Source organism: Priestia sp. YIM B13552 (assembly GCF_042787775.1).
Classification (GTDB): Bacteria; Bacillota; Bacilli; order Bacillales; family Bacillaceae_H; genus Priestia; species Priestia megaterium_E.
On the sequence record NZ_JBHZOU010000006.1, the window covers coordinates 135,676 to 159,321 of the forward strand.

23 protein-coding genes are annotated in these 23,646 nt (G+C 37.2%); 3 read left to right on the top strand and 20 right to left on the bottom strand.

Annotated features, from left to right (window positions below; translation table 11 throughout):
• Window positions 1-169 precede the first annotated feature (169 nt).
• From ACFX40_RS21815 to ACFX40_RS21830, 4 genes are all read right to left on the bottom strand, one after another.
• The gene (locus ACFX40_RS21815; protein WP_060746885.1) at window positions 170-757 is read right to left on the bottom strand and encodes a PadR family transcriptional regulator; all 588 of its coding nucleotides are present in this window, start codon (window positions 755-757) and stop codon (window positions 170-172) included.
• Between the two features lie 66 nt (window positions 758-823).
• Complete coding sequence (locus ACFX40_RS21820; RefSeq protein ID WP_098248186.1) at window positions 824-2,368, bottom strand: MDR family MFS transporter; 1,545 nt, start codon at window positions 2,366-2,368, stop codon at window positions 824-826.
• A gap of 138 nt (window positions 2,369-2,506) precedes the next feature.
• Window positions 2,507-2,953 (bottom strand): OsmC family protein, encoded by a 447-nt coding sequence (locus tag ACFX40_RS21825; RefSeq protein WP_028409068.1) that lies wholly within the window; start codon window positions 2,951-2,953, stop codon window positions 2,507-2,509.
• A gap of 122 nt (window positions 2,954-3,075) precedes the next feature.
• Window positions 3,076-3,972 (bottom strand): NAD-dependent epimerase/dehydratase family protein, encoded by an 897-nt coding sequence (locus ACFX40_RS21830; protein ID WP_028409069.1) that lies wholly within the window; start codon window positions 3,970-3,972, stop codon window positions 3,076-3,078.
• 165 nt (window positions 3,973-4,137) lie between these two features.
• Here ACFX40_RS21830 and ACFX40_RS21835 point away from each other — a divergent pair, with 165 nt between their 5' ends.
• Window positions 4,138-5,358 (top strand): DUF418 domain-containing protein, encoded by a 1,221-nt coding sequence (locus ACFX40_RS21835; protein WP_028409070.1) that lies wholly within the window; start codon window positions 4,138-4,140, stop codon window positions 5,356-5,358.
• A gap of 41 nt (window positions 5,359-5,399) precedes the next feature.
• On the opposite strand, the gene ACFX40_RS21840 is transcribed toward ACFX40_RS21835, so the two are convergent.
• The 3 genes from ACFX40_RS21840 to ACFX40_RS21850 all read right to left on the bottom strand — a co-directional run bounded on the left by ACFX40_RS21840 (window position 5,400) and on the right by ACFX40_RS21850 (window position 7,055).
• The gene (locus tag ACFX40_RS21840) at window positions 5,400-5,858 is read right to left on the bottom strand and encodes a hypothetical protein (protein ID WP_028409071.1); all 459 of its coding nucleotides are present in this window, start codon (window positions 5,856-5,858) and stop codon (window positions 5,400-5,402) included.
• 324 nt (window positions 5,859-6,182) lie between these two features.
• Window positions 6,183-6,473 (bottom strand): hypothetical protein, encoded by a 291-nt coding sequence (locus ACFX40_RS21845; RefSeq protein ID WP_028409072.1) that lies wholly within the window; start codon window positions 6,471-6,473, stop codon window positions 6,183-6,185.
• 93 nt (window positions 6,474-6,566) lie between these two features.
• Window positions 6,567-7,055: a GyrI-like domain-containing protein gene (locus ACFX40_RS21850; protein WP_013057602.1), complete on the bottom strand. Its 489-nt coding sequence runs from the start codon at window positions 7,053-7,055 to the stop codon at window positions 6,567-6,569.
• A 221-nt stretch (window positions 7,056-7,276) separates the two neighbouring features.
• On the opposite strand from ACFX40_RS21850, the gene ACFX40_RS21855 reads away from it, so the two are divergent.
• Window positions 7,277-7,564: a hypothetical protein gene (locus tag ACFX40_RS21855; protein ID WP_028409073.1), complete on the top strand. Its 288-nt coding sequence runs from the start codon at window positions 7,277-7,279 to the stop codon at window positions 7,562-7,564.
• Window positions 7,565-7,593: 29 nt separating this feature from the next.
• Here ACFX40_RS21855 and ACFX40_RS21860 read toward each other — a convergent pair whose 3' ends face one another.
• The 13 genes from ACFX40_RS21860 to ACFX40_RS21920 form a co-directional block, all read right to left on the bottom strand.
• Window positions 7,594-8,691: an acyltransferase gene (locus ACFX40_RS21860; protein ID WP_060746889.1), complete on the bottom strand. Its 1,098-nt coding sequence runs from the start codon at window positions 8,689-8,691 to the stop codon at window positions 7,594-7,596.
• Between the two features lie 217 nt (window positions 8,692-8,908).
• Complete coding sequence (locus ACFX40_RS21865; RefSeq protein WP_028409075.1) at window positions 8,909-9,817, bottom strand: hypothetical protein; 909 nt, start codon at window positions 9,815-9,817, stop codon at window positions 8,909-8,911.
• Window positions 9,818-10,116: 299 nt separating this feature from the next.
• The gene (locus ACFX40_RS21870) at window positions 10,117-10,824 is read right to left on the bottom strand and encodes an ABC transporter ATP-binding protein (protein ID WP_098248181.1); all 708 of its coding nucleotides are present in this window, start codon (window positions 10,822-10,824) and stop codon (window positions 10,117-10,119) included.
• Complete coding sequence (locus tag ACFX40_RS21875; protein ID WP_060746891.1) at window positions 10,821-11,618, bottom strand: ABC transporter ATP-binding protein; 798 nt, start codon at window positions 11,616-11,618, stop codon at window positions 10,821-10,823. Before ACFX40_RS21875 ends, ACFX40_RS21870 begins: the two co-directional genes overlap by 4 nt.
• Before the next feature lie 12 nt (window positions 11,619-11,630).
• Entirely contained in the window at window positions 11,631-12,920 is a 1,290-nt protein-coding gene (locus ACFX40_RS21880; protein WP_098248179.1) for a branched-chain amino acid ABC transporter permease, read from the bottom strand.
• Between the two features lie 9 nt (window positions 12,921-12,929).
• Window positions 12,930-13,916 (bottom strand): branched-chain amino acid ABC transporter permease, encoded by a 987-nt coding sequence (locus ACFX40_RS21885; protein ID WP_026106630.1) that lies wholly within the window; start codon window positions 13,914-13,916, stop codon window positions 12,930-12,932.
• An 81-nt stretch (window positions 13,917-13,997) separates the two neighbouring features.
• A complete protein-coding gene (locus tag ACFX40_RS21890) occupies window positions 13,998-15,173 on the bottom strand; it encodes a branched-chain amino acid ABC transporter substrate-binding protein (protein WP_377256300.1) in 1,176 nt (391 codons plus the stop codon).
• Window positions 15,174-15,650: 477 nt separating this feature from the next.
• Window positions 15,651-16,013, bottom strand: coding sequence for a P-II family nitrogen regulator (locus tag ACFX40_RS21895; RefSeq protein ID WP_028409080.1), 363 nt, complete (start codon window positions 16,011-16,013; stop codon window positions 15,651-15,653).
• 14 nt (window positions 16,014-16,027) lie between these two features.
• A complete protein-coding gene (locus ACFX40_RS21900) occupies window positions 16,028-17,254 on the bottom strand; it encodes an ammonium transporter (protein ID WP_013057612.1) in 1,227 nt (408 codons plus the stop codon).
• Between the two features lie 266 nt (window positions 17,255-17,520).
• Complete coding sequence (locus ACFX40_RS21905) at window positions 17,521-19,059, bottom strand: AbgT family transporter (RefSeq protein WP_263034050.1); 1,539 nt, start codon at window positions 19,057-19,059, stop codon at window positions 17,521-17,523.
• Window positions 19,060-19,290: 231 nt separating this feature from the next.
• Window positions 19,291-20,253, bottom strand: coding sequence for a class F sortase (locus tag ACFX40_RS21910; RefSeq protein WP_028409082.1), 963 nt, complete (start codon window positions 20,251-20,253; stop codon window positions 19,291-19,293).
• 106 nt (window positions 20,254-20,359) lie between these two features.
• Window positions 20,360-21,703 (bottom strand): copper amine oxidase, encoded by a 1,344-nt coding sequence (locus ACFX40_RS21915; protein WP_377256303.1) that lies wholly within the window; start codon window positions 21,701-21,703, stop codon window positions 20,360-20,362.
• Between the two features lie 722 nt (window positions 21,704-22,425).
• Complete coding sequence (locus ACFX40_RS21920; protein ID WP_377256306.1) at window positions 22,426-23,289, bottom strand: alpha/beta fold hydrolase; 864 nt, start codon at window positions 23,287-23,289, stop codon at window positions 22,426-22,428.
• Between the two features lie 151 nt (window positions 23,290-23,440).
• On the opposite strand from ACFX40_RS21920, the gene ACFX40_RS21925 reads away from it, so the two are divergent.
• Window positions 23,441-23,593, top strand: coding sequence for a YflJ family protein (locus ACFX40_RS21925; RefSeq protein WP_081085308.1), 153 nt, complete (start codon window positions 23,441-23,443; stop codon window positions 23,591-23,593).
• Window positions 23,594-23,646 lie beyond the last annotated feature (53 nt).

Here is a 23,646-nt window from a genome sequence, read left to right on the forward strand (position 1 = left end):
TACTTTTTTAATAGTCTTACTACTTTTTGAAAGCGTTTTATAAGTAAAGCTGATTAAAGGTCGAATCAAGTGTTAATTAATTGTTATTGACCTAGCTTTTGGCAAAATTAAATTGCTTGAAATATATTTTATGACTATTAAAAAAAAGAAGCAGCGTTTTGCTTCTTTTTTAAAACTCATCTACGATTTTTTCAACGTCTTCAAAATAACCATCATCTACTTCTGTAAGCTTGCTGCTTTTCGCCGCTTCGAGTAAATGAGTGAACCAAGTTAGTTCTACTTTCAAATGCATAATCGTGCGCATAATGATCGACAGATTTGCAATGGAATGATCCACCTTTTTAACTTGGTACAAATTTTGCATTTTTTCTAAATAAGCTGCCGTTTCCTCAATCTTTTTTTCTAGAGCAGAAGCCACTTTTTCTTGATCGACGTAAGAAGTAAATGAAAGCGCAGCATAAACTGGTCTATGCATATGCTCTTTTTTTAACAGCTGTTCAAAATAAAGGCGCTCGAATTCTTCTTTTCCTGCATCCGTGATAGAATAAACGGTCTTTTCAGGTCTGTTCGTCTCTCGAATCACATCGACTACTTTCACCAACTTATCTTTTTCGAGCGTATCAAAAGCGTAATATAAAGAACCGCTTGCAAGTTTAATATAGTGCTTCATTTGTCTTTCATTAATGGTTTGCTGAATTTCATAAGGGTGCTTATTTCCTTCCATTAATAAGCCCAGTATGACTAATTTAACACTCATAACATCTTTCACCTCTTGACATGCATCTTATTTAGTAAAAAAAGCACGAACATCTTCGCGCTTTTTCTATTTTTGAGCTGCAGGTTCCTTTGCTTCTACCCGCTTTTTAGGGGGAACTTCCACTCGTTCATTTCCCATTAAAAAGACAGTAATGATAGCTACTGCAATTGGAATAAGAGCAAGCATAAATGCATACGTGATCGATGTAGACATAGCATCAACAATCTTATCTAATATTTGAGGCGGAATGCTGTTTCGGGCACTTGATTGAAAAACTGCACTCGGATCTCCTATTTGAGAAAATGCTCCTTGTGATCCATTCCCCATACCTTGAAAATTGCTCTGCAGCTCATTTGTAAATGTATTGCTTTGAATCGTTCCAAAAATCGTAACTCCCAGCGTCATTCCTAAAGAACGCGCAAATGAGTTCGTTGAGTTGGCAGAACCTCTAAACTGTGGATCCAGCTTATGCGTTGACGAAGTTGGTAAAAGAGAAAAGCTAAATCCTACGCCAAACCCAGTCAAAATCATGAATACCGTCAGCATCCAACGAGGTGTATCAGGTTCCATTGTTCCTAATAAAAACATTCCCACTGCAAATGAAAAAACGGACATAATCATTAAGTTTCGAAAGCTTGTTTTTGTTAGAAAAATCCCGCCGATAGCACTTCCTGCTACCGAGCCTAACATCATCGGAGTTAAAATTAAACCTGCATTTGTAGCAGAACCTCCATAGACAGCTTGAACGAAAATAGGAATAAATACCGTTAAAATAATAAATGTTGCTCCGTATAAGAAAGCGAGAATTTGTGATGTTGCAAATAAACGGCGCTTGAACATCCAAAATGAAATAATCGGCTCTTGCGCGCGTTTTTCCACAAAAAAGAAGAGTGATAGCGCCACAGCAAAGATAGCAAAAAGAGATAAAATTTGCGGAGAAGACCAATCGTACTCTTTCCCTCCAAGTTCAAGAGCAAACATTAAACTAACTACTGAAATTACAAGAGTGGCTGCACCAGCCCAGTCAATTTTTTGTTTTTTATGACTTTTTGATTCTTTATAAAAGCGCACAATAAAAAATAACGATAAAAGTCCAATCGGCACGTTTACATAAAATACCCAGTGCCAGCTGATGTATTCCGTAATGTATGCACCAAGAAGCGGACCAAAAACGCTTGCTGAGCCAAAAACGGCACCTAATAATCCTGTCATTTTCCCGCGTTTCTCGGGAGGGAAAATATCAAATACAATGGTAAAAGCAATCGGAAGAAGCGCTCCTCCTCCAATTCCTTGAATCGCCCGGTAAATACTTAGCTGCACAATGCTTTGCGCTAGGCCACACAATGCAGAGCCAAGTAAAAATACCGTCAATCCAAAAATAAAAAACCGTTTACGGCCGTACATATCGGATAGTTTACCAAATATCGGCATACCCGCCATCACGGCAACCATATAGGCAGACGTCACCCAAACAAACTTATCTAACCCGCCTAGATCAGAAATGATTTTTCCCATAGCAGTCGCTACGATGGTATTATCCATGGCTGACATAAAAATACCGAGCAGCAATCCTGCTACGATAAAACGAATATTTTTTTCTGATGAAACCATTTCAGTTCCTCCTTTCGCGTCATCTTTTTGATGAACAAAAATGATAGCTACTTAAATTATTATATTCAAATTTGAGTATTTTACAATCTTAAATGTGCTTTTTGTAGAAATAAACATAAGAAAAGCGTAATGGGTCCATTACGCTTTTACTGTGAGCTGAGGCTCTAATTCAATCTCAACATTTCCTTGAATGGCTCTTGAAATCATACAGGATGTTTCTGCTTTTTTTATAAGTCGATTGATTTTTTCTTCTTGAGCCGCAAATTCAGATGTGATGATAACATGAGGTTTATGAATAATTTTTTCGTATGTGAATACACCATTCGTCACGTCCACAATAGCTTCTGATTCCATCGTTAAACCCTCCTGACGAATTCCACTTCTTTCGAACATCGCTGCAAGCGTGATGATGTAGCAAGTGGCTGCTGCCCCTAGCAGCATTTCATCTGGATTTGTTCCCACCCCTGGCCCGTCCATTTCTGGTGGAATAGAAATGTTTGTTTTTAATTGTCCTGATTCAATTGTACCTACTTCATTTCGGCCTCCTGGCCAATTTGCTTGCAAATGAAAGTGATGTTTTGCCATAGTTTATCCTTCTTTCTTCTATATAATGATGTGTACCTAGCGTACCCTTTTTATGTATAAAATAAAAATGTTCTGCTTGTCACAGCAAAAAGACTGCTAAACGGCGCAGTCTTTGTTTTTTCTTAACTTAAAGGTACTTTCTTTTCGCTTTCAACGAAAGCTTTGATTAATGATGGCAGCCAGTCCTGCAGGTTTGTAAATGAATATCCCCAAAAGCTAGCCTTTTCATTGCTCATCGTCCAAGAATGATCTACTCCGTAAGGAGAACTATTTTCATCTGTTAAACGAGAGGTTGTTTTTGCGGTTTTATTCGCTGCTTGTTCAATATATGAAAATAAATTTTTGAGTGAAATAGTACCATTTGAACAAGCGTTAATCGGTCCTTTTAGCTTCTGTTCTGCACACCAGACTAAAAATTCACCGGCTTCTTCCTGTGAAATGAAGTTCATTTCTGCTTCAATAGCCGGTACACCAATTTCTTCTTCATGCATAATTTTTTCTACGTGAAAACGTAAGCGATCCGTATAATCATCTTTTCCCATTACAATTGGAAAACGGACAGCCGTTACCGAAAACGGTGCTTTTTGAAAAAATACCGCTTCAGCTTGGCGTTTTCCTTCTTGGTAGGAAATATTTTCACGACGTGTATATGAAATAGGATACTTGTATGGATCAAAATCTTCTTCATAACACGTTTTTTCTAAAGAACCGTATACTGAAAGAGTCGAGGTGAGTACATAGTGACTCGTACTATGACGAAAAGCTTCAACAGCCACAGCTGCGCCGTGTGAAGAATAGCATATTTGATCGAAGATAACATCCCATTTTCTTCCTCGTGTTGTTTCGATTACAGAATCTTTTTCTACACGATCAAGAAGAATCCGTTCAACTCGGTTCCCGAAATCATCTGGTGTTTTACCCCGCGTTGCTAACGTAACCTTAACTCCTTTAGAGAGCAATGTCTGGACTAAATTTTTTCCAAAAAAACGAGTTCCACCTAACACAAGTGCTGTTTTCATCCTTTTCTCCACCTTTCGTATTTGATATGGATAACCATACCATTATTATCCAACTTTTTTGTTCATAAAGCTATGAATCTTTCCGCTTATTTTTTTATATTCCCACCTATTTTTTCGCCACTGTCGTGTTAAGATGTACATATCTAACAAAAAGGAGCGCCAGTGATGAAGCCTTTTCCACTTCCCCTTAACGAACGCCTTGTTGTTCTTGATATTATTCGGGGCATTGCTTTGCTAGGCATTTTCTTAGTAAATATCCCTGCTTTTGCTTCGCCGATATTTATTTTTCAGCTGTACGATATTCCTTATGAATATAAAGGAATCGATGCTTATATTGATTTATTCCTGCTGCTGTTTGTTCAAGGAAAGTTTTTTACGATTTTTTCTTTTTTATTTGGACTTGGATGCGGAATCTTTTTGCATAGAGCTGAAGAAAAGCATTACTTTGCCGCTGCTTTATGGTCCAGAAGAATGGCTTCTTTGTTATTAATCGGGCTTTTTCATCTTGTCTTTTTCTGGTATGGAGACATTTTGCATGTGTATGCTATTGGCGGTTTTTTAATGTTGTTTTTTTATAATCGAAAAACCAAAACAATTTTGCTGTGGGCGATAGGCTTGCTATGCTTTTTTTATCTTTTGGCTTGCATCCAGTTTTTCACTCCAGCCCACGTCCTGCAGGAGGCTCAGCGGGAGTATAAAGTTTTACATGAACATGCCTTAGTCCAATATTTATCCACCTACAGACAAGCAGACTATTTATCTTGGATGTTTTATCGTTTGAAGGTTGAAGTGGTACCTATGCTATTAAATCTACCGTTTTCTATCTTTCCCGTATTTTCTATGTTTTTATTTGGCTTATATACCGCTAAAAAAGGATTAGTACATAATATCGAACAAAACCGTTCTTTTGTTAAGAAAATTCAGTCAATAACAGGCGCAGCGGGTTTTACTTTAACTATGATTCTTGCTATCTTAAAACTAGAAATTTTAAAATATGGACTCTATCAGCAGGCGGCCATTCACCTTTTTACAAGTTTGAGCGGCATTTTTCTATGTTTTTTTTATCTTACCACCTTACTGTTATTCCTGCAATTTTCTCCTTACGCTTCGATGCTGGGTCTTTTTAAGTATAGTGGAACAATGGCATTAACAACTTACCTTAGCCAAACTTTAATTTGCCTGTGGATGGTTCGATCCTTTGGTTTATACGGAACTCTTACCTTAACAGAAAGCACGATTATTTGTCTCATTATATATACACTCCAGCTTTTTTGTAACAAGTGGTGGCTTTATTATTTCTATTACGGTCCGTGTGAATGGTTATGGCGGAGCTTTACATATCGATCTTTCCCGCCTCTCAGACGGAATAGAAAAGCTTCAGCTTAACAGCAAATCGGCCTTCAAGTTTGAAAGCCGATTTGTCTCCTTTACTGCAAAGGCGGTATGGTTATTCGTTTAATTCCATTTGTCTCAAACTCTCGTATATACTCCATTTCTCGATGAAAAATTTGCATAAAAACTTCATTTTTTATTTCTTTAATGGGTCCTATTTGTTCTATCACATCTCGTTTAGCCATGCGATAGGCTAGCGCTTCCCAAAACACTTCGTTATCGTATTCTCCAATAATATCTTGAAGAGAATCTTCATGTTCTTCTGTAAACATAACCTCATTATTTAGCGTGTGAAAAGGTCCTTTTTCAAGGAAAGGCTCTGCATGAGAAAACATTTGTTTTTCTACATCCGTATATTCTTGTGCATGCTCATCTTCCACTCCAGAACATGCTGTGACCATCCAGTTACCTAAATAAATTAAATCAAGCAGTTGGAAAAAATGCGTTTCAGATAGTTGAAGTTCAATATCGTTTTTTACAGGAGCTTTTGACATAAGCGCGGATCTCTCCTTTAATTTTGAGGGTAGTTGCTACTAAATAAAATAGCTAAAAGGGTTAGTATGCAGGCTAGCAGGAAAACTGAAGAAATGGCTTCACCTCTTTTCTGTAGTGTAAAAATAGAGGTACTGACATCCAAAGAAGTGAATACGAAGGGTGTAAACTTATCATAATCGAAATAAAGACAAGATACAAGACTTTTTTACTAAATTTTCTGACTATTTTCGTCATAAATACGTATTTTTGTTTTGTTTATACTAGAAAGGTCCGAACATTGCGTGCGGAGCTGCCCAAAATAAAAAAGCGCTGAATCAGGCGCTTTAACGGTGTAAAAAAATAGATAAACCAATAAAAAAAGCAGCTAAAATAAAATCAAAAATCCATTGCCACTTCTCACGTTTTAACAATACGTGCTCTACCCCTGATAACAGCGAACTTATACTAACCATAACAAAAATAAAGCTTAATTGGTTAAACGAAAATTTAGTGACAAAATTTGATACAAGTATGACTGCTACGGTGATGAACAGTGCCATTTGACTTATAAGTACCCATTTAATTCTCTGTTTATATCCGTCTTTTAAAGCTTGTAATAAATCGTTGCTGATCACTCTCGCTAAACCCCTTTTGTATTCCTATCGTCAAAAGTAAGAACGCAGCAAAAAACGCTTCTCTGCATCTTAACTACTTAGCAAAACTAGCTATTAAATTGAAACATAAATATCGACTTGACTGTATTCAGGATCAATACAGCGTTCATCATATAATTCAAAATCTATTTTATAGGCACGATGATTTTTTTTAGCCCACTCGCGAATATAAGCCCAAGCCTCTACGACTACCTGTCTAGCTGGCCCAACAGCTGTTGTAAACACCATGTATTCACCTTCTGGGATGATGAACTCTCTCATATCATCTTTCAGTTCGCCGCCGGGTAAAACTTCATATCCGAGAGCAAATGTAAAATCCATTTTTTGATTGTATTCAAATTCTGTATAAAGAGCAAATGTATTGCCATTTACTTTATTGGCGATTTTATTAGCTAACTGTTGTTTATAAAAAGTCTGCCAGTGCTCAGGAATAAGACCTGTGCCCGTTTCTTCCACAGGTTCATCTGTTCGAATAGGCACTCCTACAACAGTAAATTCATTTACCTTGACTACTTTTTGACTTACAACTAAGTCAGTCAACATATTGAGCCCCCTTAATTCTTCTTTTTCTGTAGTTACAATGAGGGAAATACTTCTTAATATGCATTTTATTTGTATTCAAAGAAAACGTCAACCTTTTATGCAAATCCCTTAACGAAGGGGCTGAAGATCATTCTTCTAAGCTATAAAAAAACGATTCTATTTTCCTTGTACACATCATACGTATAAGATACCCCTAATTTACAATAGAGTGAGGTAAAAAAATGAAGATCATTGAACTTGCCGAATTCATTAAAACAAGTAAAAAAACAACTAAACTTGCTCTTTCCTCTTCTACAGTACAGTATACATTAGAAACAGATGATTTGAAAATTGAATTAAAAACAGGCGGCACGAATAAGCGAATCGTGTTTTTTCGCATCTTCTTAAAAGGAACATACAAGGATTGGATTTGTTATCACCGGAACGAACATCATATTTACGAATTGTATCAAAATATTTCTTTATCCCCTCAACTGCAAAAGCAGCTTTTGTACGCTATTGCATCATAAAAAGAGCCGGCTTAGTTAGCCAGCTCTTTTTATTTATGCTGTAGCTTTGTAAATGAATGTTTGTGCGGCTTCACATGTAATTTTCCCTTTGTCCATTGAATCCCTCTATATAAATAGTACGAGCACCAAAAAACTACTGGAACGATAAGTACGTAGGCAACGACACTATTTGTAAAGAAAGAAGAATCTATAGAACGAAGCAATCGATAGGTCTCATTTAATATACATATATGCACTACATAAATGCCAACTGAATTTTTCCCAACCTTTGAAAAGAATGAGTTTTTGCCAAGACTTGGACTGCTCAATACGAATAAAAACAATGATGCCGATAAAAAAATTGTGGAAATAAAATAGTCTCCGGGCTTGCTGTGCTGGATATTAACCAACCAGTAGCGCTCGACGATCTCTAACGCTGAAAACACAAAAAAGCTGGCTAAATAAATCATTGGCCTTACGTTTAATACTGACAGAATTTGCTTGCCATAAAGGGCAAACATAGCTCCTAATACTGTATAGAACAAACCAAAGAACAGGGCATCTCTCGTTTGAAAAGAAAGTGGAAAAAATAAAGAATAAGACTGCCCAAATAACCCAGTTACATATAATACGGTGCTGATAAACATTAATAAGCCAATCTTTTTCCATCGTTGAAATAAGAAAACGATGACAACAGCCCAAATTAATGCAATCAAGTACCAAAGCTGAAATCCGCTTGTGTCACTTCCATAATAAAAAATATCTTTGAATGTGATGGATGATGTTAAATAATCAGCTACTGCACCTTTTCGTTCTGCTAATGTTCCGTGGTTTTGAAATAAGCGCAGAACTACACCAAACAATAAATAAAAGATGAACCAACATGCATAAAGCTTGGAAATATTCCACGTGTATTTTTTTAAGTATGCAGAAGGCTTTGGATGCTTTTGAATTTTATTCATAAACAAATAACCTGATACAATAAAGAAAAAAGGAACCGCGAATCGTGCAAATGTGTCAACAATGACATCTAGCACATTTTCCTGGTTCCCTAAAAAGAAATCGTCATGTGATGGATTAACATGAATACAAACCACAAACACTGTAGCAAAAAACTTAATAAAATCAATTGAATAATTACGTTCCATCTTGTTGTCAGCTCCTTAAAATAAACTCGAGCTCTATTTTAGCATAATTATCCAAACAGAAAAGAGATTTTGGTAAAATTAACCTTATAGTCATGGAAAAAATTTCTTAACTTCCAATATTCTAGTCTTGTTTACTTGTATGATGTCTTTCAATATTCCAAATAAATAATTCTAAAGAACTACAAAATAAAAAAACAGATTACGCGTAACCTGTTTTTTAAATTAACATTTTCCATGCAAACTTATTATCTTGTTTAATATCGACTTCTTTTTCATGCAAAGCCTGCACATGCTGTTTAATTTGTTTGAGAAACAGCATTACTTCCCCGCTTGATACGGCAGCTGAGTTGAGAGATAACGAATGTTTTTTAGCAATTTTTAATTCCTCGGTTTCCACTGAAATACTCACGTGGCGAAATAAGTGCCAAGGGTAGTAAACTGTTTTAAAAGATTTTGAGAAATAAATTCCTTTAGAACAAACGGTAATCCCCTCGGTTTTTTGAAGAGGATATGTATTTAAATGAGCTACAATTTTTTCTTTAGCAGGTAAATAGAGCCTGTTTCGCATCTCTTTTTCAACTTCTTCACATAGCTGTCCTTCTACCGACAACACATCTTTTGGATCAGGGGTTTGATGAATTTGAAAAGATGAACAAATAGAAGTTAATTCTTTTGAGGATACACACGGATATATATAGTCTTGACACATATATTCATGGGAATGAGTGCGAATAAATTTCTTGATTTTTTTTAATAGAGATACTAGCTTTCTAGCTGAGTAATCGTTTTGATTGACTTGAAATTTCTCCACGTCATTAAAACAAATCATTTCTTCTTTTCGAATGGTAATGGATTGAATGTTAGCGAACTCTTCCCATAATATTTTTCCTTTTTTCATCCCTCTGCTTTTCCAGTAAATCCCCTTATTTGTAAAGCAAATTCCCCTTTTATCTAGGCCTGCTATAAAAGAGCTGTGTAAATACGCGATAATTTTTTCTTGAGGCTGAAACTGAAAGTATTTGCTAGCCATTTTTTTGTAGAAACTAGGTATTTGCAGTACATAAAATTGACTTTCTCTATAGATTAAGCATAAGTCAGTCAAATAATTAGTTTTCAGCGTCGCCACGCTCTCACTTCCTTTTTGAGTGTAAATAACCGTACCCATTTTTTTCTATTACTTTATAAACGTTTTTTAATGAAAAAAGTTTCAACTTTTTTTGTTTTTTATAAAAAAGCTTTAAATTGAATCATTTCTTTCATCTAGGGAGTTGCCTAATTATTCACTTATTCAATAATCTTATTTTAAACGTTCCCTACTTAATTAAGAAACTAAACCAGATAATAGCAATGCTTACCTGCTTTATCCAAATCATCCGTTGTGAACAAAAACAAACCGCAGCGTTAAAACGCGATGCGGTTTGTTTTTTAAGCTAAATAAGCTTCTTTTATTTTTTCATTATGAATTAATTCCGTCCCTTTCCCTTGCAGAATAATTTCGCCCGTTTGAATCACATAGCCTCGGTGCGCGATTTGCAGCGCTTGATAAGCGTTTTGTTCAACGAGTAAAATGGTCATTCCGCTTTTATTTAATTCCATAATGATTTCAAATATTTGTTCTACAATGATAGGAGCAAGCCCCATAGAAGGTTCATCTAGCATAAGCATAGAAGGGTTCATCATAAGTGCCCGCCCGATAGCTAGCATTTGCTGTTCACCGCCACTCATCGTTCCTCCTTTTTGAGTCAATCTTTCTTTTAATCTTGGAAAATAGGTGAGTACTCTAGTCATGTTTTCTTCTATTACTTTTTTATTAGAAAGTGAAAATGCTCCGATAGTTAAATTTTCTTTTACCGTCATCTTAGGAAAGATCTTTCTTCCCTCTGGTACATGAGCTATTCCTAAACGGGCCGTTTGGTGAGGAGGGAATTTCGTGATGTGGGTGCCTTTATACATGATACTACCTGCTTTGACAGGAGCTTGACCGCTAATGGACTTTAATGTGGTAGATTTTCCGGCTCCATTGCTTCCGATAAGAGTCACAATTTCTCCTTCTTCTACATCAATCGTTATTCCTTTAAGTGCTTGAATTCCTCCATAAAAGGTATCAATTTCAGTTAACTTTAATAGAGTCATGTGCTTTTCTCCTTTCTTTCTATCTCCTCTGCCGCTCCTTTTCCTAAATAGGCTTCGATCACTTTCGGGTGTGTACGAATATGTTCAGCGTTTCCTTCTGCAATTTTTATTCCATGATCTAATACAATAATATGATCAGAAATTTCCATGACGAGCTTCATGTCATGCTCAATTAATAAAATGGTTATTTCCCGGTCTTTTCGTATCGTGTGAATAAGATCCGTCAGCTCTTTTGTTTCACGCGGATTCATACCAGCAGCCGGTTCGTCTAATAATAACAGTGAGGGTCTAGTAGCTAACGCTCTGGCAATTTCGAGTCGGCGCTGCGCTCCATATGATAAGTTAGTGGCTACTTCGTTATATAAAGCTTCTAGCCCAACGTATTCTAACAGCTTATACGCTTCTTTTTTAGCTGCTTTTTCCGCTCTTTTTGCTCGAGGTAAATTCAACAGCGTTTCAAAAGTGGTTGCTTTCAAATGGTTGTGCATCCCAACTAACACATTTTCTAACACCGTTATATTACTAAATAACCTGATGTTTTGAAATGTCCGAGAAATCCCTTGTTTTGATACGCTGTGAGGTTTTAGCCCTGTTATAGATTGACCATTTAACATAATATCACCTGAGGTTGGCTGATAAACACCTGTCACCATATTAAAAAATGTAGTCTTCCCAGCGCCGTTTGGTCCTATTACAGCCGTTATTGAATTTTTTTGAATATCCATTGTTACGTCTTGATTGGCAACTAAACCGCCAAAGGTCTTGGTTACATTTTTCACTTCTAAAATAGACAATTTCTTTCACCTCTATAGATTGACGTTTTTCTCAGCCGTTGAAATCACGGACTGTATTTCTTCTTTTTCAGCTTCTTCTTTCAGCTCTTTCAAATCGAACGTAGGCTGTTTAGCAGGAAGCAACCCCTGAGACCTGTATAGAGCAAATAGAATAAGAAGTCCGCCAAAAATAAATCGCTGCATTTTAGCTGGCGAAAGTGCATCCGGTATAGAGATAACCCCGTTTAAACTCAGTTGATTAAACCAATCGGTGAGCTCCGTTAATACTTGAAGATTAAGAATGGTTACAACCGCCGCTCCAAGTATGACGCCTGGAACGCTCCCCATTCCTCCTAAAATAACCATAACTAAAATCGTGATAGATTCTAACAGCGTAAAGCTGGTTGGATCAACAAAGGTTTGCTTAGCGGCAAAGACCACTCCCATCATGCCTGAAAAAGAGGCACCGATAGCAAACGCAAGCAGCTTTGTTCTGACAAGGTGAATTCCCATCGCCTGAGCTGCAATTTCATTTTCACGAACCGCTTTCCACGATCGTCCTACTTTAGAATATTCAAATCGCCGTACAATAAAAATAACTGCAGCTAAGATGACTAATACTACATAATAGAACTGACTTGGATATACTAAGTTAATCCCAAAAATAGAAGGCGGCGTCACGGAGGACAGCCCCATTGCCCCGTTTGTAATATTGATTGGTTTATCCAAATTGTTAAATACAATTCGAATAATTTCCCCAAATCCAAGCGTAACGATAGCAAGGTAGTCTCCTTTTACGCGCAGCACAGGTATACCAAGCAGAACTCCAAATAAAGCGGCTATTAGGCATCCCGCAATAATAAAAAACCAAAAGCTTTCTCCTGATAATGGATACGTACCAAAAGGCATAAAATTAGCAGCTTGATTGGTCGCGAAAATTCCATACGTGTAAGCCCCAACTGCAAAGAAAGCAACAAATCCCAAATCCAATAATCCGGCTAATCCCACTACGATGTTCAACCCAAGTGCCATAGCAATATAGATGCCTACTAGTGTAGATACTTCCATATAGGATTCATAAGCAGGGCCTTGGCTAGCTGAAAAAGGAAGCAGCACAATTAAAATGACCCCTGCTATTAGCCATTTTAATTTAGTAGAAAGAGACATAAAATACAGAAGTAATAATGAAAATAAAAGAAGTAAAAATGCGACAACGGACTTCTGGGCTAGCATTAAACTACCGCTTGTTGCAATTACATATATAAAAAATAGAATAATTTGCGCCTTTTTGTTTCCTTCAAGCCTACTCATTAATTTTTTCATCTTCATCACCTACACTTTTTCTGTAACGGCTTTTCCAAATAAGCCTTCTGGTTTAAAAATTAACACCAAAATCAAAATGGCAAATGCAAATACATCTTTATACTCTGCTCCTAAAATATTGCCGGTGATTGTTGATAAATTCGCAGCTGCAAACATTTCAAGGATGCCAAGCATTAGCCCTCCAAACATTGCGCCTCGTATATTGCCTATTCCCCCTAAAACAGCTGCTGTAAAAGCCTTTAATCCTAATATGAACCCAATGTAAGGATCGATTGTTCCGTAATGAAGCGCAAATAACACACCGGTTGCGCCTCCTAGAGCCGAACCAATAAAGAAAGTAAGAGAAATAACTTTGTTTACATTAATGGACATGAGTGAAGCTGTATCGGGATCTTGGGCTACAGCCCTCATTGCCATTCCCCATTTGGTCCGATTGACAAAAATTTCAAGTCCGATCATTAAGCAAAGAGCAACAATTAACACTACGATAAACGTTACTTTAAATGTAGCATCATCAAATGATGATGAAAGAGAAGAGGCGCTAACCGATACTTTGCCTGAAAATAAAGCTGGGGTATTAACAATATAGTTACCATTCTTAAGTTCCGTAATGAAGCGCACAAAGTCCTGTAATAGAAATGACATTCCGATAGCTGTAATAAGTGTGATCAGTTTAGAAGACTTGCGCAGAGGGCGGTAAGCCACTCTTTCAATTCCCATACCAAGAAACCCAGTTGCAACACTCGTAATAAGAAGAACTAAAATTAACGTCACAACAGCCGGAAAAGCTGCAATCCAACCTACGCCTGTTAACCCTATTAAAATAGCGGTTCCGATAAAGGCACCTGACATAAAAATTTCGCCGTGTGCAAAATTGATGAGTTCTAAAATGCCATATACCATCGTATAACCTAGGGCAATAATTGCATATACAGCTCCTAATGTTAGTCCGTCAATTAACACTTGCGGCAGCGTTTGTATAATATGAGCAAACATATAACCTCGTCCCTTTCGTCCTATAAAATCGATTTTAAGAAAAGAAAGGTACGGAACATCCATACCTTTCTTTTCTAAGGTTTACTGTGAGATTTCTCCTTCTAATTTAGCTGGGTATGAAGGAGCGTCAAACTTATAGATAAAGATTTTAGCGTATTTATTGTCTCCTTTCTCATCAAATCCTACCTGCGTAAGTTCTCCTTTATATTCTGTAATACCGCGTACGGCGTCACGTACTGCTTCATGAGAAGGAAGCTTTTTATCATTGTCTTCAATTGCTTTTTGAATACCTTGAAGCATAACTTTCATGGAATCATACCCGTATACAGAATATGACTCTACTTTTTTATTGAATTTCTTCTCATAATCTTTAGCGAATTGCGTCTTGGAAGCATCGCCTGCTACTGACGTAAGATACGTATCTTTTACAGCATCTCCGGCAATATCAACTAAAGTTGATGAGTCTAAGCCATCCCCTCCCATAAACTTAGCGGTAATTCCTTTGTCACGAGCTTGTTTAATTAAAAGTCCGCCTTCTGCATAAAGACCACCAAAATAAACGAGATCCGGCTTTTCTTTAGAGACTTGATTTAACACACCGTTAAAATCTTTTTCTCCAACCGTAATTCCTTCAAATCCAACAATTTTTGCTCCTTCTTTTTCAGCTGCTGTTTTAAAAGCGCCTGCAAGCCCCTGTCCGTAAGCTGTTTTATCTTGAATGACAAAAATATTTTTTGCTTTCAACTCTTTAACAGCATATTCAGCTCCTGCAGGCCCTTGGAAGTCATCGCGCGCTACAATGCGGTTAACCGTTTTTAACTTTCGGTCTGTTACGTCCGTTGCTGTACTTGCAGGAGAAATCATTGGAATTGAATATTTCTCATACGTTTCAGATGAAGGAATGGTAACCCCTGAGTTTAAATGTCCTATCACTCCATAGACGGCTTTATCGGATCCGATTAACTGAGCGTTCGCTACGCCTTTTTTCGGGTCGCCTTGGTCGTCATAAGGTACAAGCTGAAGTTTATATCCTAATTTTTTAAACGTGTCTTTTTCTTCATCAAGAGCTAACTGAGCTCCCAGTTTGATTGCTTCACCTAATGTCGCACTACCTCCTGACAAAGGGCTTTGCGTAGCAATTTTAATAACATTGCTGCCTTTATCTTCTCCCGATGTACTGTTGCTCTCACAGCCAGCTACAAACCCTACCGATAAGACCATTGTTGCTAAAATAGATAACATTTTTTTACTTAGCATGTAGTAATCGTTATAAAACGCTTAATAGCGGCTAGTCTTTTATAACGATTTTCCCTCCCTTTGTTCGCGTCTAGAACGCTTTTTATCTTTGCAACAAATGTCATTTCTGAAAACGGTGAAACAGCTTGCTGTTTATGTACATCTTTTTTCACATCCTTTCATAATAGATTCGCTCTCATATATAAAGAGAAACTAAAAATAGTAAAAATATAGTTATTTTTTACTATTATAAAAGGATAAACAGCAGTATTTCACCAAACTTGTCAGTAATAATGACACATATTTTTATAATTTTCTTAATTTTATAAAAATAATTTTAATTATATTCACTTATTTTTTGCGATATACTTTTTGGCTATATATATAACAAAAAAGCATGTCACCGTAAGGAAACATGCCGTGTAACTATTCAATCTAAAAAAAGGTGCAGAGTATGCACCTTTTATATGACCCTTTGTTTTCTCTTTCTCCCTAAGTTTAACTATTATTTCGTAATGCCTGTGATCCCTCTTCCCCCGTTCGGATCTTAATCGCATTTTTTAATTCATAGATAAATATTTTCCCATCTCCAGGCTGACCTGTATTTAGTACTTTTCTTGCTTTATCAACAACGTCAGCTACCGGAACTTCGCACACTACAATTTCTACTTTAATTCGTGCGTGCATATTGTCTTGTTTTTTAACGCCTCTATAAAGCTCCGTAATGCCTTTTTGCAACCCGCACCCCAGTGCATCCGTAACTGTAATACCGCTAACGCCGATTTTCGCCAGTTCTTGCTTAAGCTCTTCAAACTTTGAAGGGCGTGTAATAATTTCAATTTTTGTTAAAACATCACTCACTGTGCCCACCCCTTTTACATATTCGATTCGTGATACGCTCTTTCACCGTGCAGCGTAATATCAAGCCCAAGCGTTTCTTCTTCTTGTGTCGCACGCAGAGATACGATTAATCCAACCACTTTAACGATAATGAAGGTAGCAATACCGACAAATAGGTATGTTGCTACGATAGCAACCAGCTGTTTCCAAAGTAGACTTGGATCTCCGTAGAATAAACCATTCGCACCAGCGTCATTTACAGAAGTTGTGGCAAATAAACCTGTTGCAATACCTCCCCACGTCCCCCCAATACCGTGAAGACCAAATGCATCTAACGCATCGTCGTAACCGATTTTCTTTTTAAGTGAGAAGATACCCCAGAAACAAACTGCACCGCCGATAAAACCTATTACAATAGAGGCAAACGGTGTAACGAATCCACAAGCTGGTGTAATAGCTACAAGTCCAGCAATCGCTCCCGAAACGGCTCCAAGCAGCGTAGGTTTTTTATTGATAATCCACTCTACTACAAGCCAGCCGATAATTCCTGTTGCTGCCGCTGTATTCGTGTTAATAAAAGCCGTCATTGCAACGCTGTTAATAGTTAAAGAACTTCCAACGTTAAAACCAAACCACCCGAACCAAATCAGCATTCCGCCTAAAAGAGTTAACGGTAAATTGTGAGGTGCTGCGGCATCGGCATTTTTTCGTTTTCCAACAACAAGAGCTAGAATTAATCCTGCTACACCTGACGAAATGTGAACGACGTTTCCTCCGGCAAAGTCAATAGCTCCTAGTTCACGAAGCCATCCGCCAACTCCCCAAACCCAGTGTGCAACTGGTGCATATACAAATAATGACCATAGGATAGCAAATAAGATAAATGCTGAAAACTTCATGCGCTCTGCAAAAGCCCCAGAGATAATAGCTACTGTTAGTACAGCAAATGTCAGCTGAAACATCATAAACATATTATGCGGGATCGTAGCACTGTAGTCCCCGTTTGGAGTGAATCCGACTCCTTTTAATCCTACCCAGTCCAAGTTACCAATAAAAGCATTGCCACCGGTCGAAAAAGCTAACGAATAGCCTGCTACTATCCAAAGAACGGATATAACAGCTAAGGAACCTACGCTATACATCGCGGTACTTAACATGTTTTTACTTCGAACCATGCCCCCGTAAAACAATGCAATAGCTGGTGTCATAATCCAAACCAATAATGCTGAAAAAAACATAAATACTGAATCGCCCATTTGCATGATGATTTCCCCCTTAAGTACGAATAAATAACCCCTAAATTTAATGTTAGATTATATAACATCTATTGTTATGTTTACTATCATATTTGATTTATATGTATTTAGCAACTACTTTTTGCAAATTTATTCAGAAAACTTTTGTTTTTTTATCCTGTTTTCTTTTTCTTATGTATTCTCCTATGTACACATAAGCTGAACTATTTTTTGTTCGTGTTAGAGTTTCTGACATAAAAAATCCTCTTCTTGGAGTAGAAGAGGATTTTTCTTTACAAATACATATATACACCAGGCCCTAGAGGAATACCGAATACTGCAAAAATAAGCAACATAACAATCCAAATCCCTAAAAAAGCTAGAGTATAAGGAAGCATAAGTGAAATAATTGTGCCAAGTCCTGCCTTGGGCTCGTATTCTTTCATAAAGGCTAAAATAACAATCATGTATGGATTTAAAGGAGTGATTACATTCGTGGAAGAATCTGCTATTCGGTATGCTGCTTGAATAAATCCAGGGTTGTATCCTAACAGCATGAACAATGGAATAAAAATAGGTGCTTCTAGTGCCCATTGAGCGGAGCCACTAAAAATAAGAAGGCTTAGAACAACAGTTAAAAATACAAAACCAACCACAACTGGAAGTCCAGTTAGATTTAGTGCTTTTAATGCATCCGCTCCTTCTACTGCAATCCACGTTCCAATATTAGTCCAATTAAAGTAAGCGATAAATTGAGCAGCCGCAAAAATAAGGACAATATAACTAGCCATATCTTTCATCGAATCAGTCATATAAGCAGGTACATCTCTAGAACTTTTGATTTTCCCTACTGTTATTCCGTAAACAGAGCCAACTACCACAAAAAACAGCAGCGTGATTGGAATGATACCATCTAAAAAAGGAGAGGGAACAATTCCACCGTCTTCATTTCGTAGAGGAGAGTTGGGCCAAAATAAGAAAACAGCTAGTACAGCGACATAAATACATGTAGCAACGATACTATTTTTTAATCCTCTTGCTTCTGCCTCACTAATTTCACCAAAATCATTGCGTTTTTTTCCTTTATAATTGCCCAGCCTAGGTTCTACAATCTTTTCGGTAACGATCGCCCCTATAACGGTCAAAACAAATACAGAAGCCGCCATGAAGTACCAGTTCGCTGCAGGACTGACAGCAGCGCTTGGGTCAATTGTTTTAGCAGCTTCAGTAGAAATGCCTGATAACAATCCGTCGGTTCCGGATATAATAAGATTCGCTGTAAAGCCTGATCCCACCCCAGCAAACCCTGCTGCTAATCCAGCAAGCGGGTGTCTTCCTACTGTATAAAATATCATTGCGGCAAGCGGAGGCACGATGACAAAAGCAGCATCTGCGGCTAAGTTGGCCATAATTCCTGTAAAAATGATGGCGTATGTAATAAGAGCTTTTGGAGCATTTAAAATCGTTTTCTTTATGGCCACTTCAAGCAGACCTACTTTTTCTGCAAGTCCGACTCCAAGCATCATAGCAAGTACAAGTCCTAGGGGCTTAAATTCAGTGAAATTGGTCAGCATCGATGTTAAGATATACTGAATGCCTTCATGCGACAACAAACTTTTAATTGGAAGAGTCTTATTAGTACCAGGATGGACCACCGTTACTCCCATACTATTAATAGCAACAGACGCTAATACGATAATAACCGCTAAGCATACAAACAAAATAAAAGGATCAGGTAGTTTGTTTCCGAATGCTTCTACTCTTCCTAATAGTTTGTTTAGAAAGGTTGTTGGATGTGATTTTTGCTCTGTTTGCAAATTAGGTTGTGCCATACTTTCTCTCCTTTTTCTTTTAGATTCTTTTTGGTTTTTTTTCTTTTAATTACCAAAAAGACTATTAGTACATAATAATCTGAATATTTATATTATTCAAGTATTATTTTTAAGGAATTTTTATTTATCTATTAAAACTAATAGCATTTAGATAAATAGAAAGCCAGAAGATATCTTTTTAATCGACCATCAAAAATAACAAAAAGCTCTCCGTGTGAAGAGAGCTTTTTGTTATTTCGCTATACTAGATGGAGCAGACTCTTTTCCTGACTCGTTAACAGCTGTTACATAATAACGAGACTGAGATGCGTCGGAGTCGGCAAAGCTTTTTCGCTCAAATTCCGAAACGCTGCCAATATGGACAAATGTTCCGCCTGGATTCTTTTTGTAAATTCGGTAACCGATAATATTGCCTTCTCGTACCGCGTACCACGTAAGCAAATTACCGCTCATTTTTACATGTGTAGGAGGTTTTGGTGCAGTTGCTTCACGCTCCAATTCTTTTGCTTGGTCAGCTTTTAGTTCTGTATAGACAACTAACCTCTCTTGATGGGTTCCTTCCGCACGGTCAAACGTGCCTGTACACGTAATTAAATTTAAATTACGTTTGTTGCTGTACCCAAAAATTTCGTTTAAAGGTGCCTTATCTCGCGGATAGCTTTTTGTACGTTTAACAACAAAGGTAAGCGTGGTCCCCTGTGCATCTCTTATGGTAATTTCATCGTCTTTTTTTAAGTTTTTGAGATTGTAAAAGACGGCAGGACCAGTTTTACTGTCTACGTGTCCTGCTAATACAGCATTTCCTTTTACGCCAGGTTTTGCTCCTGGTTCAAACCAAGCAACTCCATTTTCTGTAGATGGCGCTGCCATTTCACCGCTGTCTAATAACCCTACTTGTTCAATTGAAGTCTCCACATGAATAGCTGGAATGGACACTTTTGCAGGAAGGATTCCTTTGAATTCTTTGTTTAACTGTTTGGCTTCTGTTTTATGCTTTTTTAATACAGCAAATTCTTCTTCAAGCGTTACCCGGCTTTTTAAATCCTTTGATTGTGTTTCTTTTTCTTTTTGCTTAGCTGCATTCTGTTGCTTCATTTCTTTTGCTTCTACCATTTGTTCTTTAAAATATAGTCCGCCGCTAACAAGCAGGACTAAACTTAATATACAGTAGGCGAGAACAATCGCTTTTTTCACATCGTCACCTCGTTTCACAGCTGTTTATAAAAAAGAAGAGAGAACAACCTCTCTTCTTTTTTTAGGACTCTTGACTTGTAATTCATAAGGAAAAGGAGAAAAAATATTATTTGCTTACTGGTTTCTTGCGTAAAATAACTCCAGCTGTTAATACAGCTAACGAACCTAGTGCAATATAGATCGCTGTTAGTGGGTTCATCGTTGATTCAGACGCCCCGCCCATACCTGTTTTCGGCATATCTGTTGGCATAGCTGTCTCAGCAAATTTATCGGGATTTTGTTTTACAATCGCTTCACCTAAAGCTTGACCGACACCAAACATTAATTTATACCCTTCACGGTACGTATCATAACTTCCAGCGTAGTCGCCGGATGCATATTGCTCAAATGTTTTAATAACCGTATCTTCATGTGCTTTTATAGCTGCCTGTGCGTCTGCAGTTGGAAGGTTTCCATCTGTTGCTGTTCCTAAGAATGTACCAAATTCTTGCGCGAATTTACGGAGCTTGTCTTTAGCAGCTTTTTCTCCTGCTTCATCGCCTTTTACTTGTGCACTTACTAGTTCAGCTTGGGCATTGATGTGATCTCCTTGCCAAATTTTTTCGAATTGCGCAGCCCCTTCATCGCCATATACTGAACCGATTGCAGCTTTAAAATCTGCTGTGTTAGCATTTTCTAACCAGCTAACATAGTCGTAATCTTTTGAACCGTTAAACCCTTTTTCCATTCCCATTGTTGCTAAAGCAAAATGTTCTGCTGCTAAGCTGTTTAATGAAGAACGTAAATCTGCTGCTGGTGTATCTACTTTGGTATTGTCGAATTTATCGGGCATTTGCGTTACGATTGCATTTGATAACGCTTTACTAATTGCGAACATTTGCTGATATCCTTCGCGGTATGTTTTAGCGGCCGCTTCATAGTCACCTTCTACATAATCTTCAAACGTTTCTTTTACTTGATCTTCGTGCACGCGAAGCGCTTCTTTTGCTGCATCTTCAGGTAGTTTACCTTCCGTAGCAGTGCTTAAGAACTTAGCAAATTCATTCACGAATTGATCTACTTCTTTATCTACTTCCGCCATGGCTTCTTTGTCGTTTTCTTTTGTTGCTTTTACAAAATCATCTGTGTAATTGTTGTGTTCTCTGAAAATTCGTTCAAATTCAGCTGCTCCTTTATCACCATAGATAGAAGCAATAGCTGGCTCCATGTCGACGGCATTTTGATCCAATGCTTTGAACGCAGCGTCAGCATCTTTAGAACCGTCATAGGCTGTTGTCATAGCAGCAACGGCAAGCGTAAAGTGTTCAGATAATAGGTAGTCTAAGTTCGCTCGTAGATCTGAAGCTTTTGTTACTGCCGTTGGTTTTGCTTCCTCTGCATTTGCAATAGTCGGCATCAATAGTGAAGCTCCTAGTACAGGGATCATTAATTTTTTACTTAATTTCATCATTTTCCACTCTCCTCATTTTTAGTTGATGTACGCCACTTTTTTCATTCTTACTACATCTTAAACCATTAAATAGATTGAACATTTTGAATATTCTATATATTAACCTTTCATGTTCCCTCACATTTAATGATCCTTTTTAGGAAGTATTCTCTTTCTATTTACTAAACGATTGCTGAGTGATGTTGGATCACTCTTTTTTAAAATTTTTTTAAATGTCATCTTCGTGAAGAATTCCTTCCCTCTCTACTTATCTAACGAACGCCTTCTTCAGTTAGATCACTTTTTTTAAAAAAGTTTTTAACCGCCTTTTCTTAAGAAGTACTTCCTTTTCTACTTACCTAACGAACACCTTATTCATTTGGATCACTTTTTGAATAAATATTTTAAATTTAACAGAAAAAGAAATTGAGACATAACAAGATAAATTCAATTTAAAGACGAACAAATGGGATAAATGAGTTAGTATGAATCACTTTTAACACCGCTGTTGATTTCCTTTCAAGACTTCGCTTTCTGCAGGCAGCCGCTAAGCCTTCTCGTCGTTTGCGCCCTGCAGGGTCTTTCTCGCAGGAGTCTTCGCCATCAACGGCTAGAAACCACTATATATATGAAACCTGCGCAATAAAAAAATCCAAACGAGTTGGATTCTCCATTAAGAATCTCAATTCATCGTTCGGATCTTCTTTTAACTAAACTACTTTTGTCTGAGCCTTTTTTTATCTTTACTTATTTAAAAAATTCCACATCACATCGTTTACTTCTTGAGGCTTTTCATGCTGAGGGGCATGAGATGCTTCAGCTAATCGGTGAACAGATATGTTTGGCACATATTCTTCAATACCATCTAAGTTTTCAGGCATAAAAGTAGGATCTTGATTTCCCCAAATCATTTGTACCGGGATGTTTAACACTTTTTCTTCTAACGGAAACAAAGATTTTCTTTGAAGGTCTTCTTCTGTAAAAATCTTTAAATTGCGGTAATAACTTAGCATAGACAGCACAGAGCCATTTTCCCAAGAGTTCATGTATGCTTGAACATCATCAGCTGTTAGGTATCCTTTTTTTACACCTGGGTCGATCACAAGCTTACGCAAACCTGAGAAGTTGTCTCGTTCCATATAGTCCTGTGCTTCTTGTTTTTGAAACCATTTCATATACTCACTTGCTTTTTGCTGATTTTTATTTGTTCTAAGCTCACGCATAAATGTATAAGGGTGCGGACCGTTAAAAGCAATTAATTTTTGTACATATTCCGGGTAGCGATAAGCGAATGTCCAGCCGATTCCTGCTCCCCAATCGTGTACAACTAGCGTGCAGGAGCTATATCCTAAACCTTCAATCACTTGGCGGATATCTTCTACTAATACATCAATTTCGTATGATTCTAGTCCGCTTGGCTTTTCAGATAGATTATATCCTCTTAAATCCAAAGCAACTGTGTGGAAATTATTAGAAAATTCATCTATCTGGTGTCGCCAAATATGCGAAAAGTCAGGAAACCCATGAAGAAATAGCATAAGATCTCCTTGTCCCTTGCTTATGTAGTGCAAATTAACCCCATTTACGTTTATATACTGTTTACTCATTGTTCATTTCCTCCTTTATAAGTAGCTGTAGAGCAGTATAACGCTGTAAAAAATGAACGTCAATTCATTTGCTTTGTTTACTTCTTTTAAGTTCCTTTTATGAATATAGTTAATTATTTAGCGTGCATCTTTTTTAAAGGAGTGGTTAACGATGGCTTATATCTATTCCAAGGGCTGGTTTGTTCAACAGTTAAAAGCGGCCAATATCTCTAAAATCGATGGAAGAAAGCTAGAAAGTTACAAAACCTATATTCTTCGTAATTTATATGCTGAGCTTATAGAACAAAGTAAAATCAACGGCTAAAAGGGGTTGAGACATAACGAAATGAATTCCATCTAAAGATTTACACAAATGAA

Coding starts and splice junctions, on each gene's coding strand:
- ACFX40_RS21825 (WP_028409068.1), bottom strand. CDS start 2,953: ATGGCAAAACATCACTTTCATTTGCAAGCAAATTGGCCAGGAGGCCGA.
- ACFX40_RS21925 (WP_081085308.1), top strand. CDS start 23,441: ATGGCTTATATCTATTCCAAGGGCTGGTTTGTTCAACAGTTAAAAGCG.
- ACFX40_RS21820 (WP_098248186.1), bottom strand. CDS start 2,368: ATGGTTTCATCAGAAAAAAATATTCGTTTTATCGTAGCAGGATTGCTG.
- ACFX40_RS21835 (WP_028409070.1), top strand. CDS start 4,138: ATGAAGCCTTTTCCACTTCCCCTTAACGAACGCCTTGTTGTTCTTGAT.
- ACFX40_RS21890 (WP_377256300.1), bottom strand. CDS start 15,173: ATGCTAAGTAAAAAAATGTTATCTATTTTAGCAACAATGGTCTTATCG.
- ACFX40_RS21870 (WP_098248181.1), bottom strand. CDS start 10,824: ATGACTCTATTAAAGTTAACTGAAATTGATACCTTTTATGGAGGAATT.
- ACFX40_RS21855 (WP_028409073.1), top strand. CDS start 7,277: ATGAAGATCATTGAACTTGCCGAATTCATTAAAACAAGTAAAAAAACA.
- ACFX40_RS21880 (WP_098248179.1), bottom strand. CDS start 12,920: ATGAAAAAATTAATGAGTAGGCTTGAAGGAAACAAAAAGGCGCAAATT.
- ACFX40_RS21815 (WP_060746885.1), bottom strand. CDS start 757: ATGAGTGTTAAATTAGTCATACTGGGCTTATTAATGGAAGGAAATAAG.
- ACFX40_RS21830 (WP_028409069.1), bottom strand. CDS start 3,972: ATGAAAACAGCACTTGTGTTAGGTGGAACTCGTTTTTTTGGAAAAAAT.
- ACFX40_RS21900 (WP_013057612.1), bottom strand. CDS start 17,254: ATGCAAATGGGCGATTCAGTATTTATGTTTTTTTCAGCATTATTGGTT.
- ACFX40_RS21840 (WP_028409071.1), bottom strand. CDS start 5,858: ATGTCAAAAGCTCCTGTAAAAAACGATATTGAACTTCAACTATCTGAA.
- ACFX40_RS21905 (WP_263034050.1), bottom strand. CDS start 19,059: ATGGCACAACCTAATTTGCAAACAGAGCAAAAATCACATCCAACAACC.
- ACFX40_RS21850 (WP_013057602.1), bottom strand. CDS start 7,055: ATGTTGACTGACTTAGTTGTAAGTCAAAAAGTAGTCAAGGTAAATGAA.
- ACFX40_RS21915 (WP_377256303.1), bottom strand. CDS start 21,703: ATGATGAAATTAAGTAAAAAATTAATGATCCCTGTACTAGGAGCTTCA.
- ACFX40_RS21920 (WP_377256306.1), bottom strand. CDS start 23,289: ATGAGTAAACAGTATATAAACGTAAATGGGGTTAATTTGCACTACATA.
- ACFX40_RS21885 (WP_026106630.1), bottom strand. CDS start 13,916: ATGTTTGCTCATATTATACAAACGCTGCCGCAAGTGTTAATTGACGGA.
- ACFX40_RS21860 (WP_060746889.1), bottom strand. CDS start 8,691: ATGGAACGTAATTATTCAATTGATTTTATTAAGTTTTTTGCTACAGTG.